Raw genomic sequence first — 14,478 nt, forward strand, 5'->3', positions numbered from 1 at the left:
CTGGAGAAAGGGCTTAGGTCTTCCGGCGCAGTGGAAGCGACAGTGGCTGGAGAGAACTCGGGGAGGAATGCCTTTGAGCGGCGAAGCCTGCCTCTGAGAGCCAGAGCTTATTGCACGAGGCTGGCACATCGACCAGCAGAACGGGTGTAGCTCATTGACTAGTCACATAACTTTGGCCGAGCTGATCCGCAGGCACAGGGAAAGCACCGGCGAGGGTTACACCTTGATCGCCCAGCGGGCCGGGCTCTCCGAGGCAACAGTCCGGCGCATGGCAGCGGCCACGCCTCCACGGGCATCAAAACCCGAAATACTGGATAATCTCGCGACTGCACTGGGTCTGTCCCCCATGATTGTCCGATTAGCTGCCCTTGCCTCTGCTGACAGCTCGGAAGGACACCGTGGCGGGCGGACGGGGGAAGTTTTAGGCGCAGCCCTGAAAGGACTTCCCCCCCAAGACCTCGCAGCCGCCGCGGTGGTCATGGAGTCATTGAGGAACCAGCGCAGTTAGTGCCCGATCGAGACCCAGTACGCCTACCGGCCAATATCAGGAGATTGACCAGTTTCCTTCAACGGAGGGTTAGCAAAGTGCGGGTTGCATAACTAGCCATCATTCCCTTCCACCGGGCTCGTTGATCATTCCTGACAATTTTTGCAATTGCGCCTTCGAGATAAGCGTTCCAGATCTTGGACGACGGTCTCAATGGCTTCCGCACGCGTCCTTGGCTTGCCCCTGGATAAATTTCGGGGCAGCGTTTTCTTCTCCGCAGCGATCTTGCTACCTTTCGGAAGGCGTTGTCGCGTTAGCCCAGCGTTGACTTGGGATGAAATCGGGTCGTAAAAGATGACGTCTGCCCGCTGCCGATCAGGGCGGTTTTCGCCCAAGTATTGCCGTCTGTGTTGGGGAAGGGGTTCCATGTGTTCCTAAAAACTTGTGGTTGTCCTGGCCCGCCACTCGACATGGTCTTGAATGTAGCGGCTGGGCATCAGTACTGCTGTTCGAGCCCGTCCTCAGCCGGGCTCTCCTGTAGCTGATTCGGGTTTCCCTGAGGGCACCCAGACGGTGGTGCCCTCCTGCGCGTAAATTGCGACGCGGCCTCGGCCTCCATCAAGCCAAACCCAGAAGACGGAGGCATCGTGGGTTCGGTCATCCACTACCCCTGTTAGCAGGGTTCCGCCGTCCCGCTGGACGATGACGTTGTGGCCTTCTTCAAGCTGTCCCCACTGATGGAAGGGGAGCTCGTCGCCCTTGTCATGGAACGAGGGGACGATGGGTTCATGCCTTTTCCGCTGTGTCACGTGTTTACCAGCCGCGTTGGGCGAGGCGGTGGGGCTGGGGGATTTCGTCGACGTTGATGCCGACCATGGCTTCGCCGAGGCCGCGGGAGGCCTTGGCGATGACGTCCGGGTCGTCGTAGAAGGTGGTGGCCTTAACGACGGCGGCCGCGCGCTGGGCGGGGTTGCCGGACTTGAAGATGCCGGAGCCGACGAATACGCCGTCGGCGCCGAGCTGCATCATCATGGCGGCGTCGGCCGGGGTGGCGATGCCGCCGGCGGTGAACAGCACCACCGGAAGCTTGCCGGCAGCGGCGACTTCCTTGACCAGTTCGTACGGGGCCTGCAGTTCCTTGGCCGCGACGTAGAGTTCGTCCTCGGGCAGGGCGGCGAGCTTGGCGATTTCAGAGCGGATCTGGCGCATGTGCCCGGTGGCGTTGGACACGTCACCGGTGCCGGCCTCGCCCTTGGAGCGGATCATGGCCGCACCCTCGTTGATACGGCGCAGCGCCTCACCGACGTTGGTGGCACCGCAGACGAACGGAACGGTGAAGTTCCACTTGTCAATGTGGTTGACGTAGTCAGCCGGGGTCAGGACCTCGGACTCGTCAATGTAGTCCACGCCCAGGGACTGCAGGATTTGGGCCTCAACGAAATGGCCGATCCTGGCCTTGGCCATGACCGGAATGGACACGGCGTCGATGATCTTCTCGATCATGTCCGGATCGGACATGCGGGACACGCCGCCCTGGGCACGGATATCGGCCGGAACGCGTTCCAGCGCCATCACAGCAACAGCACCGGCGTCTTCGGCGATGCGGGCCTGTTCGACATTGACGACGTCCATGATGACGCCGCCCTTGAGCATCTCAGCCATGCCCCGCTTCACCCGGTTGGAACCCGTCTCTTTTGCAGGGACTGTGGTTTTCATTATGGGCATGAAGCGATTCCTATCCGGGAGTTGAAATATGAATTGGGTAGAGGGCGGGTACGCGCATTTTCCCCTCATTCCACCGCCAAGAAGGGGTGAAGTGTTGGATGGCCCGTTTTCTCTGTGCAGAATCATGACCAGTGCAGCGGCAGCTATAGGATTAAAGGCGGATACCGGAAGGCCATCTGGGGTTTTCCTGGTGTTGGCCATGCCCAGCGCTTCCCCGTGGCGTGGCTGTGTCGATGGGGCGGGGACCAAATTCCGGCGCGCCAAGCGTCGTCTGGAGTCAGCCTGGGATGGGCGCTAGAAGCGACCATCCCAGGGTTCAGAATCCTTGTGCTGATTACTGTTGGCCGAATGTCGCGTCCAGAGCATTGAGGATGTCGTCGATGAGGTCTTCCGCATCCTCAAGGCCTATCGACAGGCGCAAGTGACCATACTTGTTGAACGAGGCTGGATAGCTCTCTGAACCTAGTCGCGCCCCAGGGCCGACGTGTACGATCAGGGTTTCGTCGTGGCCGAGCGAGACTGCGGAGGTAATGACCTGCAGGTTTTTGACGAAGCGGTTCTGGGTGTCTGAGTCTCCTTCGACGGCGAACGCGAGCACACCGCCGTATCCGCGGCCCCCGAACTGTTTAGTGGCGAGCTCGTGCTGGGGGTGCGATGGCAGTCCCGGGTACAGCACGTAGGCGATGCGGGGCTCGGATGCGAGGACTGCTGCGACTTTCTCGGCGCCTGAGAACTGCTGCTTAAGGCGCAGCGGCAAGGTAACGGACCCGCGCATGATCATCCAGGCGTTGAAGGGGGAGATGACTCCGCCAGCATCGACAACAGCCTCATGTTTGATGTGCTGGACGAGTTCACTTCGTCCGACGACGACCCCGCCCATGGCGTCGCCGTGGCCGTTGATGTACTTGGTGAGGGAGTGGATGACCAGATCGGCACCGTCTTCGAGCGGTCGGTAGAAGGGTGCCGGGGTGAACGTGGCGTCGATGGTCAGCAGGACGCCGGTATCCTGGGCGATGCCGGCAAGGGCTGCAACATTGGCGACCTTGGTGGTCGGGTTGGCGATGGTTTCGGCGTGGATCAGCTTCGTGGTTGGGCGCACGGCAGCCCGTACTGCGTCAAGGTCGTCGGCATCGACGAAGGTAGCTTCGATGCCGTACTTTTCGGGGAGGAGTTCGCCGAACAGGCGGTACACGGCTTCGTAGGTGACGTTGGAAACGACGACGTGGTCCCCGGACTTCAGGAGGCTGAAGAAGACGCCGTGCAACGCTGCCACGCCCGTGGCGAAGGCTGCCGCTTCTTCGGCGCCTTCCATGGCGGCGAGCTTGTTTTCCAGCGCCACCTGGTTGGCGCCGGCGTTTCGCGTGTAGACAAGTCCCCTGTCCACGCTTGACCAGTCCATGGCGGAGGGGTCTTCCGGCAGCAGGTAGGAGTTGGCCATGATCAAGGGGGTTCGGAGGGCGCCGGTGCCTTTGTCAATATTGTTCCCACCGTGGACTGCCCAGGTTGAGTCGTGAACAGTGGCCCGGTTGTGTTTGTTGGGGTTTCGCTTCATTGTTGGAGTTCCTTTCGGGCGACGCCTCCGTCAGTGACCGATGATTTGGGGTACAGGACGGTGGCTGAAGAGTGGTTGGGTTGTTGCTACTTCGAAGGACACCACTGAGGACTGCGCCTGGAAGAAGGCAGTTATTTTCTCCAGGCGGTCAAGATCAGGGACCTGTAGCCGTACCAGGATGCTACGGTCCTTCACGACGGCCTCGGCAGTTGTTATTTCCGGAATGGACTCCATGCTGCGCTGCAGATCATGACCGGTGCGCCCGGCGGTTTGAAGAATCCTGAGAACCGCCGAGAGAGGACGGGCTTCTGCATCCGGGTAATTGCGGATGATGGTGTAGCCGCCGATGTGGCCCTCCAGTTCCAGTTTGAAGATCCGTTCTTCGCACTGCGTTTGGTCCACCCCTGTTCGTGCAGCCAGAATTTCGGTTGAAATCCTTCCTTCATCCTCGAGAATCCTTAGAATTTGCAGGTCTACCAGATCTAATTTGCGAGCCATGCGGCACCACCCCTGTCCTGTTAGTGCTTTTGCCGACCGCTGTGTTGGTCTGGCGGTTTGTTGTGTCCGGAGCAGTTCGGCGCCCCGGCCGGGAGGTGCCTTTTCAGGTCCTCGCGGCCAGGGGGCGCTTTCGTAGCCAGGGCTCGAGGGCGTCGAAGCCTGTTTACAACTGAGTCGTGGCCCGGTTGGGGACCGTCGTTCCCTGGGCCGGCAGTATGGGGGCGTCGTGGCTCTGCAGTAGCGGCTTGCCCGCAGACTCCTTGATGCCTTTGACTGCGATGATGCCGAGGAGGGCCATGACGGCGAGGTAGAACCCTGCGGCAAGGTGGCTTCCGGTGCTGCGAATAATCGACTCGATGATGATGGGGGCGGTACCGCCGAAGACGGCCACCGATACGTTGTAGGACATGCCAAGAGCTGAGTTCCGTTGATCAGTGGGAAAGAGTGCTGGGAGGGTTGCCGCCAAGGCACCCATGTAGAGGGCCACGGGGATGCCGATCAGGACGAGGCCGCAAACAACGAGCGGGATGTTTCCTGAGCTCAACAGCATGAATGCCGGTACGCTGCAGAGCACTGTCCAGATCGAGCCCACCCACAAGACGGGCTTCCTGCCCACCCGGTCCGAGAGCATGCCGATAAACGGCATCGACAGGGCCATGAGGATCAGGACGGGCACGCCGAGAAGGTTGCTGGAGATGGCGTCCAAATTGCCGAGCCCGGCCAGGTAGGTCGGCATGTAAGACGTGAACGCGTAGCCAGCGGTGTTCGCCGCTGCTACCAGAATCACGGTCTGGAGCATAGGCAGCCAGTTGGCGCGCAGAGTCGATAGGGGGTTCGATGGTTTGCGGAGGCCTGCTACGCGCTGTTCGTGGAGTTCTGCAAAGAGCGGCGATTCCTCGACTTTGAGGCGCATGTAGATGGCGGCCAGACCGATGGGCCCGGCGATAAGGAACGGGATTCGCCAGAGTCCGTCCTGCATTGCCTGCTGGCCAAAGCCGAGCTGCATCAGGGTGACGACTGTTGCTCCGGCAGAGAAGCCGAGGAAACTGCCGGCGTCCAGGAAAGCGCAGAAGAAGCCACGGCGTTTGTCCGGCGCGTGTTCGGCGATGAATGTCAGGGCACCGGTCAATTCTCCACCGGCGGAGAACCCCTGAAGGACCTTGAGCAGGACCAGTAGTACGACGGCGGTCATCCCGATCGTGGCGTATCCCGGGAGAAGCCCGATGGTGAAAGTAGCGAGTACGACCATGCTCAAGGTGATGAAGAGGACTCTTTGGCGTCCGATACGGTCACCGAGCCAGCCGAAGAAGATGCCACCCAGCGGGCGGAACACATAGGTGCTGGCGAAAGCGCCCAGCATGAACAGGACTTGAGCCGCTGGTGAGGCGTCCGGGAGGAATACCGGGCCCATGGTGACGATCAGGTAGCCGAAGACGCCTACGTCGTACCATTCCATGAGATTGCCAACGAAGGTGCCGCGGACGGCCCGCTTCATGACCTGGGGATCAATGGGCCGGGCAGATGCCGCGGCTGAGGGGGAGGTTGTCATTGGTTTGTCACTTCTCTGAGTTGGGGCTTAGAGCGTTTCGGCGCCGAAGGTGGCGAAGTAGTAGACCAGGTATGCGGCGAGGTTGGATGTCATGTCGCGATGGTCGGTGAGGGGATTGACTTCTGTGACGGCCAGAGCGTCGCAGTGCGGAGCGAGGGCCCTGATGGTGTCGATGGCATGGCGGGATGTCAGCCCGCCGGGCTCGTGGGCCCCTGCACCAGGTGCGTGGGCGGGATCCACTGCGTCGATATCAAAGCTGAGAAAGACGGTGTCCGCACCGGAGATGCGCTGGAGGATCGTTTCAACCGCTGCGTCGGTTCCCAGTGAGTCAAATTCGTAGGCGGTGATTTGGGCCGGGCCGGCGGTGCTGACATATGCCTGGGAACTAGGGAAATTAAAGTGCCTTAGGCCGACTTGAATGGAATGGTCGGCCGAGGCCCGGGGAAGTTCCAGGCTGCGCCGCATCCCGCTGGACTGGCTATGGGTGCCCTGGGCTTCGTTTTCATCCATAACGTCCAAGTGGGCGTCAAAGTGGATGATGGCCATGGTTCCGTTAGTCGCGTCGTGCACTCCCTTGCTCCCTGAGAACAGGGTGCTGTCGTCTCCGCCGAGAATGATCGGCGCCTTGTTGTTTCGGATAATATCTGCGATAGCTTCCGATGTGTTGGTGAGTGTTGCCTCGAGATCGTGTGGGATTACGTTGGCATCGCCGCCATCGACGATGGTCGGGGCGGTGTGGAGTTGACCCGTTTCGAGCGAGTACACCAGACCTTTCTCTGTCCTCATAGTGATCCACCCAAGAGCCTCGCGAATTTTCGCTGGCGCGTACCGGGCACCGGGCCAACCGAGGGTAGCCGCCCCGTCGAAGGGCACTCCCAGGATCTCGAATGTCCGGGTTGATCTTGCTGCCATGGGGAACTCCTTAACTCAACTTCTCTTGGGCGTGTTGCCTAGAAAAAGTCTGGATGGACCCGCAGAAAACAACCATCGACGAAATGGTGAAAAGATGTGTGAAAGATCACCGTGCTGTCGATGGTGATCTGAGCCATAAGGAGGCATTGGATGGCCGTCACCGTTGCTGATTTGCTAAACCAGAAAGGACTGTCGCTTCGTTGCGTCGCAGGACATAAGGCTCTGGCTAATGTTGTCAGGTGGGTTCATGTCTCGGAGGTCGATGACCCTACCCCGTGGCTGCTCGGTGGCGAGATGCTCATTACGACCAATCTCTATGGGCGTGAGGAGTCAACACTGGTCGGCTACTTTGATTCACTGAAGAAAAGCGGTGTGGCCGCTGTCGGCTACGGAACCGGTTGGCCGGGTAAAGAGGTGCCCGCGGCGTGGCGCACTGCTGCAGCGGCGGCAGGCCTGCCGCTGCTGGAAGTCCCTTTTGAAACCCCGTACATTGCACTCTCTGAATTTGTTGCTGCGCGGCTGGCGGAGGAACGAGCGAGGGATTTTGAAACCACCCTTGCTGGACAGGCTGACCTGGCCGCTTCGCTGTTGAAAGGGGTCGGCGAGTCGGACATTCTGGATCGGCTCGCTGGACAGCTCCATGGCTGGGCAGGAATTCTGGACGCCCGCGGGCGGGTCATCAAGGAGACGGTCCAGGCCCCTGCTGGCATGTCGGCTATTTTGGATGCAATGCCAGGACGGGTGGGTCTTTCGCCACTGTCGGCGTCAACGGTGGCAGTTCCGGGGGTGGAAGCGATGCTCATTCCGTTGGGAGAGGGGCCCTCGCCTCGTCTCTTGGTCATGGGACGGGCAAAACGGTTTGATCCTCTGGAGCGCATTTTTATCTCCACGGCGGCGTCCCTTCTAGCTCTTTCCGCTTCCCAGAGAACCCAGGTCAGTGTGGCGGAGAGAAAGGCCCGGACCTTGATCGCGCAAACGCACGGCTATGGTGGGCTGCTGGATCTATACGAGTTCCCTGCTGATGCATCGATTGACGTCGCCTTGTTATTAGCAACGAACCCGCTCTCGCATTCGGAACGACTGGCACTGGAACAGCATGTTGCAGCCTACGCGGAGAGATACACGTCCGTGTCCACGCAATTGGATGAACTGCTGATCTTCGCTCAGCCGCTGGCCACAGAATCGGCCGACGCCATTCCATGGGCGCGTCTGCACCAAGTAACTCCCTCTGCTACTTTGGGTGTCTGTCGTGACGTGCGTACCGGAGATGTTGAGGCCGGTGTCTGGAACGCCACGACCGCTGCCCATCGGGCCAAGACGTCGGGAAGCGGCGTCATGGAATACGCCATGCTGGGTAGCCAGGACAGACTGGTTTCGATGTTCGGTGCAGAAACGAGAACCGAATTTTCAGCGTTCACCCAGCAAATCCGGACCCAACTCGATCCGGAAACATTGGAGGCCGTTACCCGCTTCCTCGCGCACAACGGCAGCCTCGAGGCCGCAGCGTCAGACCTGGGTATCCACCGTCAAACCCTGCGTACGCGCCTGCAGCGGGCCGAGAGACGCGCAGGATTCAGCCTCGCATCCCCGGATGACAGATCCGTCTTGTGGTTGGCGCTGAGGGACTAGGCAGTCCGAGCAGAGAACGCCTCTGGAAGCGAGGTCACCGGATGCCTTCCTGGCCTCTACGGAGAAAGCTACCGGCCGCCTCCCGGAGGATAGGTCGCGACCGGGGCAAGTCTTAGGCAGGAACGCTTAGTCGTCATTGCTTAGGCGGCTTGGAGACCTGTCACCGTAAGTTGTCACGTCTTCTGCCGGGACATCGGTCAGGGCCACCCTCCGATGGTTACAGGTAGTGACGTGCCTGCAGAGGCTGCGTGGCTACTTGGGGTTTCTGGGTCAAGGAGGCGGCACACTTGGAGAGGGCGCGAATAGCGAATGGAGTTATTGCGGTCGCTACGATAACCGGCCACACTGGCAGGTCATCCCAAAGGCCAATCATCGTAAGGATGGCGGGAACGGTACATGTCCAGACGGACATCACAATTGCTGCTCCGCCAGTTGCCAGGCGATGACCGGTCCGGCCACAGGCCAGAACGCTCCAGAAGAGCCCCCAGAGGACACCCCAGTTGAGCCAGATAACGGCCTGCTTAGGGTCGTTGAAGTGAAAAAGGGCTACGGCAGAAAAGACGACGGTTATGGCGGCAACCCATATGCAGAACCAGCCAAGGGCCGTTCCATCATTTCGGGTGAGGTTCGTGATGCCCGTCCACAGATAGGTAAGGCCAAATAGGAACAAGGGTGTCGCTTCAAGCAGATCATCAGACCCGTGGGCGGTTACCAGAAGGTGGAACGGAATGACCGTTTGCACTAGGCCAACAAAGATGTTGATCACAGCTGCATTTCGAGGCTCGGCGTGGCGTAGGAAGACCACCCCGTTGACAAAGAGTACAGCGCCGACAAGCAGGAGGCCTGCGGTTTCCATCTAATAATGTCCCTTCGGTTTGTCGACCTGTCCCGAAGCTACATCTAGGGCATGGGAAAGGCGTACACGGCGGCAGCAAGTCATGCGCCGACCTGCACTTCTTGCTGGTTCAGAGCCGGATAGGCGAAGCCGGTGTTCAGTTGGTGGTTGCCGAGCGAGGGTGCCGCTCGACCTTCAAGGTAGGGACAACCAGGAACTCCGAGTACAGAGCTTAGTTATACACCCGGCATCCGTCGGCCTGTCCTCCTAGTATGAAGCGCAGAAGTGTCAGTCTCATAGACGCAAATCGCTTGCTTAGGATGACAAAACGACCAAAAGGCGCCAGAGGAGATGGCCATTACGGTTCATTTTGGAAATACAGCAGTCCGTCCCAATCAAAAGCAGCCTCTGGTCTCCTCTGAGGGGTGACCAAAGGCCGCAGTTGCATTGCTTGGCTTGACAAGTAGGCGGTGTTACGGCGTTGCGACTACAGGATCTCGCCCACATTACTTCCGCCATGATTGCTGCCCCGGAGTGGGTTTGGGCATGTCGTCTCGACTGCGCTTATCGCCGCTGTTTGATACGCAAGCGCTCCTCCCTCCCGGGGTGAGGGCCTCAACGGGCAGGCAACTCTATGCCACGAAGGCGACTTCGGGCTTTGGTGACCGTTGCGCTCCAATCACATTCAACATAAGGCGAGTTATGGTGTGCGCAGTAATTGCCTGTATGTCTTTCGCCGTCTGATACTCGGTGAACACCAGCGCGGCGACCTTGTTTTGGTTTGCAAGGCCGGCCACGAGTGTTCGGATTTCGTGGAATGTCAGGCCGCCTGGTTCCCTCGCCCCGATCGCTGGAGCAATGGATGTGTCAAGGCCGTCACAGTCAATAGTGATGACCCAGCGTCCTTTCGCGCTAAGTGCATCCAAGATGGCTTCGGGTCCCCTGTTGTGTATGTCCCAGGCAGTGAACAGTTTGTTGCCTGACTCGAGGGCATCTGCGACGTCCTCAGGTCTGGCGCTGCCCGCTCCGCGTAGTCCTACTTGAACGATGTCCTGCACCCAAGGGAACTCACGGATACGGCGGATGGGGCTGGAGTACCCGCGGGTGACTCCGTAGCGCTCGTGGCGGAAGTCCAGGTGTGAGTCAACGTGGAGGATGTTGATGACCTCGGACTCGAATGCCCCTGCGATAATGGGCGGAATTGAATCGAAGCCTCCTACGACAAGCGGTACCGTTCCTTTTTGGACTAGTTTGCGAATGTGATCCGTTCCTTGTTCCCAGATGGCGTCGGGATCACGGACGTCGCCTTGGAGGTCTCCGCAGTCGGTTACGGTTGGCAGTCCATCAGGGAACAGGGCGTCGCCGTAGTCGAAGTCGTAATGGGACCAGTTCAGAGCGTAGTTTTGGCGATGTGATTCCCACCGCACCTCGGTCGGGCCCAAGGCGCATGCGGTGAGGTCAGTGAAGTGATAGGGCGGACCGTAGGGGATACCGATGAAGGCATAGGGTGTGTCGACCTTGCTCGGGTCCTGTTCGAACGGTGCGTTGAGGAATGTTTTGTCTGGGATGATCTGGTCTAGTTGGAGTTTCATGGCTGGCCTTTCGGTCGGACTGTTGTCGGTTTGAGTCAGTTCTTGAGGACACGGGAAAGGAACGATTTGGTTCGATCTTCGCGGGGGTTTACCAGCACCTCGTCCGGTGCTCCTTGTTCTACGATCACGCCGCCATCGATGAAGATGACGCGGTCGGCAACTTCCTTCGCGAACTGCATCTCGTGGGTCACAATGACCATGGACATGTTGCCCTCGTCAGCAAGATCTTTCATGACAGCAAGCACTTCGCCTACCAATTCAGGGTCGAGTGCAGAAGTTGGTTCATCGAAGAGCATGACTTTTGGGCGCATTGCAAGGGCGCGGGCGATAGCCACTCGTTGCTGCTGACCACCTGAGAGCTGTTCGGGGTAGTAGTGGCTTTTCTTTTCCAGCCCTACGCGCTTCAGCAACCGGATTGCGTCAGCCTTGGCCGTGGTTGCGGAGATTCCGAGTACCTTGATCGGTGAGAGGCAGATGTTTTCCTCGACGGTCAGATGGGGGAAGAGGTTGAAGCGCTGGAAAACCATTCCAACCTCTTTTCGCCGTTCACAGATTTGCTTGTCTGTCAGCTCACGAAGCCCGTGGGTCTCTTGTCTGTACGCGAATAGTTCTCCGTCAACTTCGATGCGGCCCCCTGAGGGCTTCTCGAGGTGGTTGATGCATCGGAGTAAGGTGCTTTTGCCTGAGCCTGATGGACCAAGGATGCATACAACCTCTCCCTGAGCTACTTCCAGGTCGATGCCGCTTAGAACTTCAGTGCTATGGAACGACTTTCGCAGTGCGCTTATGCGGATGGCGGGGGTGCTGTTCATGGTGGTGCTGTTCACTGGACAGGGACCTTCCGAGCAGTGTTCGTGTGTGTTCTTACGGCGAACTTCTTTTCGAGTCTGCTCTGGATCAGGGTCAGAATTGATGTGATGACCAGATACCAGATTGTTGCTACCAGCAGCAATGGGATTACCTGGAAGTTCTGCGAGGCAATGATCTGGGCTGAGTACAGCAATTCCGGCAGGGCGATCACGCTAACGAGTGCTGAGTTCTTTAACATGTTGATCGTCTCGTTGCCCGTCGGCGGAACGATGATCCTCATTGCTTGGGGCAGTGCGATCTTCCGGAACAAGAGTGACTTGTGCATGCCGAGCGCCTGCGCGGCTTCATGTTGCCCTCGGTCGACCGACGTGAGTCCGGCACGGACAATTTCCGCCATGTAGGCCGCCTCATTCAGAGCCAAGCCGAGGATGGCCGCCGAGAATGGCGTGATGAGGTCGTTCGTGGACCATTTGCCCAAGGTTGCGCCAAAGGGAAGCCCGAGCACCAGCGTTGGGTACAGAGCGGCGAGGTTGAACCACACAAGAATCTGGACCAGGACCGGGGTTCCTCGGAAGATCCATATGTAAGCTTTGGAGATCGAGTTCAGCAGGAGGTTATTAGCACCCGCCATGACCGCCAGCACTATGCCCAGTACCACTGCGATGCTCATGCTTACGGCCGTGAGCAAAAGGGTCCTACCCAGGCCTGCGAGGATGTCAGGATCAAACAGGTAGGAGATCACGACGCCCCAGCGGAATCTCTCGTTCGTGAACATCGAGAATAGGACTGGCACAACGACGGCGGCAACAGCAACCGTTGCAAGCCAAACTAGTGGACGCCGCCGTTTCAGAAGCTTCTGTTCAGCACCAGGCACTTGGGAGATAGTTTGTGTCACGTCCGGCTACTTTCCGCCGTTGAGTGTTGCCTTTTCAAGCATCGTCTGGTCATCGAAGCCGTATTCAGTAAGCACCTTGCGGTAGCTTCCGTCTTGCATGAACTTTTCAAGGACCTCTTGAATTGCCGGCCCCAGCGAGCTGTCTTTGGGGACTGCGATGCCGACAAGCCCGGCATTGAAAATGGTTCCGACGGTCTTGTACTTGTCCGGGTTCTGTTTGACGAGGTATCCCAAAACGCCAGGGTCATTTAGGACGAGCTCGATGCGCCCGCTGTCCAGTGCCGCGGTTATCGAACTTACGTCAGGAAATAGTTGAAGATCGATGGGCTGCTTTCCCGCAGCGACGCACTCCTTGGACTGTGCCTCCGCTGACACCTGTTCAGCTGAGCCCTTGAGCGCCCCCGTGGTGATCCCACACGCATCAGCGAGCGTTGAGATGTTGGCTTGCGAACCTGCCAATACCAGCATTCCGGAGCCTGCCTTCACGTAATCCACGAAATCCACGGCCTGCTGCCGCTGCGGCGTGTCAAGCATCCCGGACATTATGATGTCTACGCGGCCGGCCTGCAGGCTCGGTATAAGGCTGTCCCAGCCAAGATTGACGACCTCAACCTTCAAGCCGAAATCATCGGCTATTGCTGCCGCTAGGGACGGGTCAAGTCCTTGGGCATTCCCACTGGCGTCCTTTGATGACCAGGGTAGCCCCATCAATTGAGACGTTCCGACCCGCAACGTACCGGAAGAAACCACCTCAGCAGGCAACTTCTCCTGAACCGCGGTCGCTTCGGTCGTGTTCCCAGAGCCACAGCCCGTAAGTAGGAGTGCGCTTGCAACAGCCAGCGCTGGTAGCCATTTGGCTAGGTTGGCGGTCTTCATGAATTTCTTGCTCATTTAGCGTCCTGTTCATCAGAAAGGTTGCAGCTGTGATGTCCAAATCTTTGGTGCCTTGCCCGTCCGCCGTTATTAGCCGGACCGCGAAGGTGGATGTAACGCGGAACACAATTGGTTCCTGATAGACAGTGTCGGCTCCTTGGGCGAGGCTTGTCAATAGTGACAGACGTCTGTATTGTTTGGGGATGGTTAAGTCGCCGTTAGTAGAACCGGCTCTGAAGTTGCTGTTGGTTATCCGGGAATCAACCGGGCCTGTGGGTACACGGGTGGCCCGACGGGAACTTCTGGATCAGGGCCTCGATCTTTCAGAATCAACGATCAGCCGTCAGTTGCGGGACCTAGACGAACTGGGCCTAACCGTCTCAGTTGGAACTAAGGGTCGGGTGCTTACGCCGGCTGGAGAGGCATATGCGGCTGACGTCGCAACGGCAGGGGAGTGGCAGGAACTACTGCGTGCAACCACCGCTGTCAAGACCACCCATGACGTTCTCAATCTCCTCAAAGCAAGACGTGCGGTCGAACCCGAGGCGGCACGCGAAGCAGCAGGGACAGCCACGGAAGAAGACGTCGCCCGGCTGCGATCCCTGATAAGACGGCATGCCGCCAAAGTGCCCAATAAATCGATGGCCCCCTGGCAAGCGGCGCTGGAATTCCATCGAACAGTGGCGTCACTCGCAATGAATCCGTTGCTCAAAGTCATGCTCGGAGTAGTGCTCAGCAAGTCCTTTGAACCTGTAGAAGCCGCGCTGGACGTCATCATGGAAAGCCACGGGGACCATACTCGCGACGTGGACGACCACTCCGCAGTTGTTGACGCAATCGCCGAAGGAAACAGTGAACTAGCCGCGAAACTAATGCAGGATCACCTTGAACAGGTGACGCTGCGGGTGAGCTCGTTTTCAAACAACGGAGGGGATGCAATCCTAGCCCGCCTGCTCACCGTCATGGCCTGAACTCCCATTGGTTGTCGACTTTCTGTTGGTTGTTCGAGACGGGTACGACCTGCGCCTCATACCAACAGAGAACCCCTGTTCGTTGCCCTGAGCGGTGTCAATGCCAGAGGGCACCAGCCAGTCGCTTAGTGAAGGCGTCGATCGAGGAAG

14 protein-coding genes are annotated in these 14,478 nt (G+C 58.8%); 3 read left to right on the forward strand and 11 right to left on the reverse strand.

The window, feature by feature from the left end; all coding sequences use genetic code 11:
- Positions 1–172 precede the first annotated feature (172 nt).
- Complete coding sequence (locus tag Q9R30_RS19365; protein ID WP_396136728.1) at positions 173–508, forward strand: hypothetical protein; 336 nt, start codon at positions 173–175, stop codon at positions 506–508.
- 500 nt (positions 509–1,008) lie between these two features.
- Here Q9R30_RS19365 and Q9R30_RS14200 read toward each other — a convergent pair whose 3' ends face one another.
- The 6 genes from Q9R30_RS14200 to Q9R30_RS14225 all read right to left on the reverse strand — a co-directional run bounded on the left by Q9R30_RS14200 (position 1,009) and on the right by Q9R30_RS14225 (position 6,723).
- Complete coding sequence (locus tag Q9R30_RS14200; RefSeq protein WP_311217961.1) at positions 1,009–1,296, reverse strand: hypothetical protein; 288 nt, start codon at positions 1,294–1,296, stop codon at positions 1,009–1,011.
- Positions 1,297–1,300: 4 nt separating this feature from the next.
- Positions 1,301–2,212, reverse strand: a complete 912-nt coding sequence (gene pdxS / locus Q9R30_RS14205) for a pyridoxal 5'-phosphate synthase lyase subunit PdxS (protein WP_311217962.1) — start codon at positions 2,210–2,212, stop codon at positions 1,301–1,303.
- Between the two features lie 334 nt (positions 2,213–2,546).
- Positions 2,547–3,764, reverse strand: a complete 1,218-nt coding sequence (locus tag Q9R30_RS14210) for an aminotransferase class I/II-fold pyridoxal phosphate-dependent enzyme (RefSeq protein ID WP_311217963.1) — start codon at positions 3,762–3,764, stop codon at positions 2,547–2,549.
- Between the two features lie 30 nt (positions 3,765–3,794).
- Positions 3,795–4,262 carry an Lrp/AsnC family transcriptional regulator gene (locus Q9R30_RS14215; protein ID WP_311217964.1) on the reverse strand — a complete coding sequence of 156 codons (468 nt, stop codon included), beginning with the start codon at positions 4,260–4,262 and terminating at the stop codon, positions 3,795–3,797.
- A gap of 163 nt (positions 4,263–4,425) precedes the next feature.
- Positions 4,426–5,811 (reverse strand): MFS transporter, encoded by a 1,386-nt coding sequence (locus Q9R30_RS14220; RefSeq protein ID WP_311217965.1) that lies wholly within the window; start codon positions 5,809–5,811, stop codon positions 4,426–4,428.
- 27 nt (positions 5,812–5,838) lie between these two features.
- A complete protein-coding gene (locus Q9R30_RS14225; RefSeq protein ID WP_311217966.1) occupies positions 5,839–6,723 on the reverse strand; it encodes an arginase family protein in 885 nt (294 codons plus the stop codon).
- Positions 6,724–6,873: 150 nt separating this feature from the next.
- Between Q9R30_RS14225 and Q9R30_RS14230 the strand changes: the two genes are divergently transcribed.
- Entirely contained in the window at positions 6,874–8,352 is a 1,479-nt protein-coding gene (locus Q9R30_RS14230) for a PucR family transcriptional regulator (protein WP_311217967.1), read from the forward strand.
- Between the two features lie 217 nt (positions 8,353–8,569).
- Here the strand turns inward: Q9R30_RS14230 and Q9R30_RS14235 are convergent, their stop codons facing one another.
- From Q9R30_RS14235 to Q9R30_RS14255, 5 genes are all read right to left on the reverse strand, one after another.
- On the reverse strand, positions 8,570–9,208 hold the full coding sequence (locus tag Q9R30_RS14235) for an AmiS/UreI family transporter (RefSeq protein WP_311217968.1): 639 nt from the start codon (positions 9,206–9,208) through the stop codon (positions 8,570–8,572).
- Positions 9,209–9,819: 611 nt separating this feature from the next.
- Positions 9,820–10,779, reverse strand: coding sequence for an arginase family protein (locus Q9R30_RS14240; RefSeq protein ID WP_311217969.1), 960 nt, complete (start codon positions 10,777–10,779; stop codon positions 9,820–9,822).
- A gap of 35 nt (positions 10,780–10,814) precedes the next feature.
- The gene (locus tag Q9R30_RS14245; RefSeq protein ID WP_311217973.1) at positions 10,815–11,591 is read right to left on the reverse strand and encodes an amino acid ABC transporter ATP-binding protein; all 777 of its coding nucleotides are present in this window, start codon (positions 11,589–11,591) and stop codon (positions 10,815–10,817) included.
- Between the two features lie 11 nt (positions 11,592–11,602).
- Complete coding sequence (locus tag Q9R30_RS14250; protein WP_311217970.1) at positions 11,603–12,484, reverse strand: amino acid ABC transporter permease; 882 nt, start codon at positions 12,482–12,484, stop codon at positions 11,603–11,605.
- Between the two features lie 6 nt (positions 12,485–12,490).
- A complete protein-coding gene (locus Q9R30_RS14255) occupies positions 12,491–13,375 on the reverse strand; it encodes an ABC transporter substrate-binding protein (RefSeq protein ID WP_311217971.1) in 885 nt (294 codons plus the stop codon).
- A 185-nt stretch (positions 13,376–13,560) separates the two neighbouring features.
- On the opposite strand from Q9R30_RS14255, the gene Q9R30_RS14260 reads away from it, so the two are divergent.
- Positions 13,561–14,328, forward strand: coding sequence for an FCD domain-containing protein (locus tag Q9R30_RS14260; RefSeq protein WP_311217972.1), 768 nt, complete (start codon positions 13,561–13,563; stop codon positions 14,326–14,328).
- The last annotated feature ends 150 nt before the right edge of the window (positions 14,329–14,478 follow it).

The sequence above is a fragment of the Arthrobacter sp. AB6 genome (assembly GCF_031844545.1).
Lineage (GTDB): Bacteria > Actinomycetota > Actinomycetes > Actinomycetales > Micrococcaceae > Arthrobacter.

Coding starts and splice junctions, on each gene's coding strand:
- Q9R30_RS14245 (WP_311217973.1), bottom strand. CDS start 11,591: ATGAACAGCACCCCCGCCATCCGCATAAGCGCACTGCGAAAGTCGTTC.
- Q9R30_RS14215 (WP_311217964.1), bottom strand. CDS start 4,262: ATGGCTCGCAAATTAGATCTGGTAGACCTGCAAATTCTAAGGATTCTC.
- Q9R30_RS14210 (WP_311217963.1), bottom strand. CDS start 3,764: ATGAAGCGAAACCCCAACAAACACAACCGGGCCACTGTTCACGACTCA.
- Q9R30_RS14225 (WP_311217966.1), bottom strand. CDS start 6,723: ATGGCAGCAAGATCAACCCGGACATTCGAGATCCTGGGAGTGCCCTTC.
- pdxS (WP_311217962.1), bottom strand. CDS start 2,212: ATGCCCATAATGAAAACCACAGTCCCTGCAAAAGAGACGGGTTCCAAC.
- Q9R30_RS14220 (WP_311217965.1), bottom strand. CDS start 5,811: ATGACAACCTCCCCCTCAGCCGCGGCATCTGCCCGGCCCATTGATCCC.
- Q9R30_RS14260 (WP_311217972.1), top strand. CDS start 13,561: ATGGTTAAGTCGCCGTTAGTAGAACCGGCTCTGAAGTTGCTGTTGGTT.
- Q9R30_RS14240 (WP_311217969.1), bottom strand. CDS start 10,779: ATGAAACTCCAACTAGACCAGATCATCCCAGACAAAACATTCCTCAAC.
- Q9R30_RS14230 (WP_311217967.1), top strand. CDS start 6,874: ATGGCCGTCACCGTTGCTGATTTGCTAAACCAGAAAGGACTGTCGCTT.
- Q9R30_RS14235 (WP_311217968.1), bottom strand. CDS start 9,208: ATGGAAACCGCAGGCCTCCTGCTTGTCGGCGCTGTACTCTTTGTCAAC.
- Q9R30_RS14255 (WP_311217971.1), bottom strand. CDS start 13,375: ATGAGCAAGAAATTCATGAAGACCGCCAACCTAGCCAAATGGCTACCA.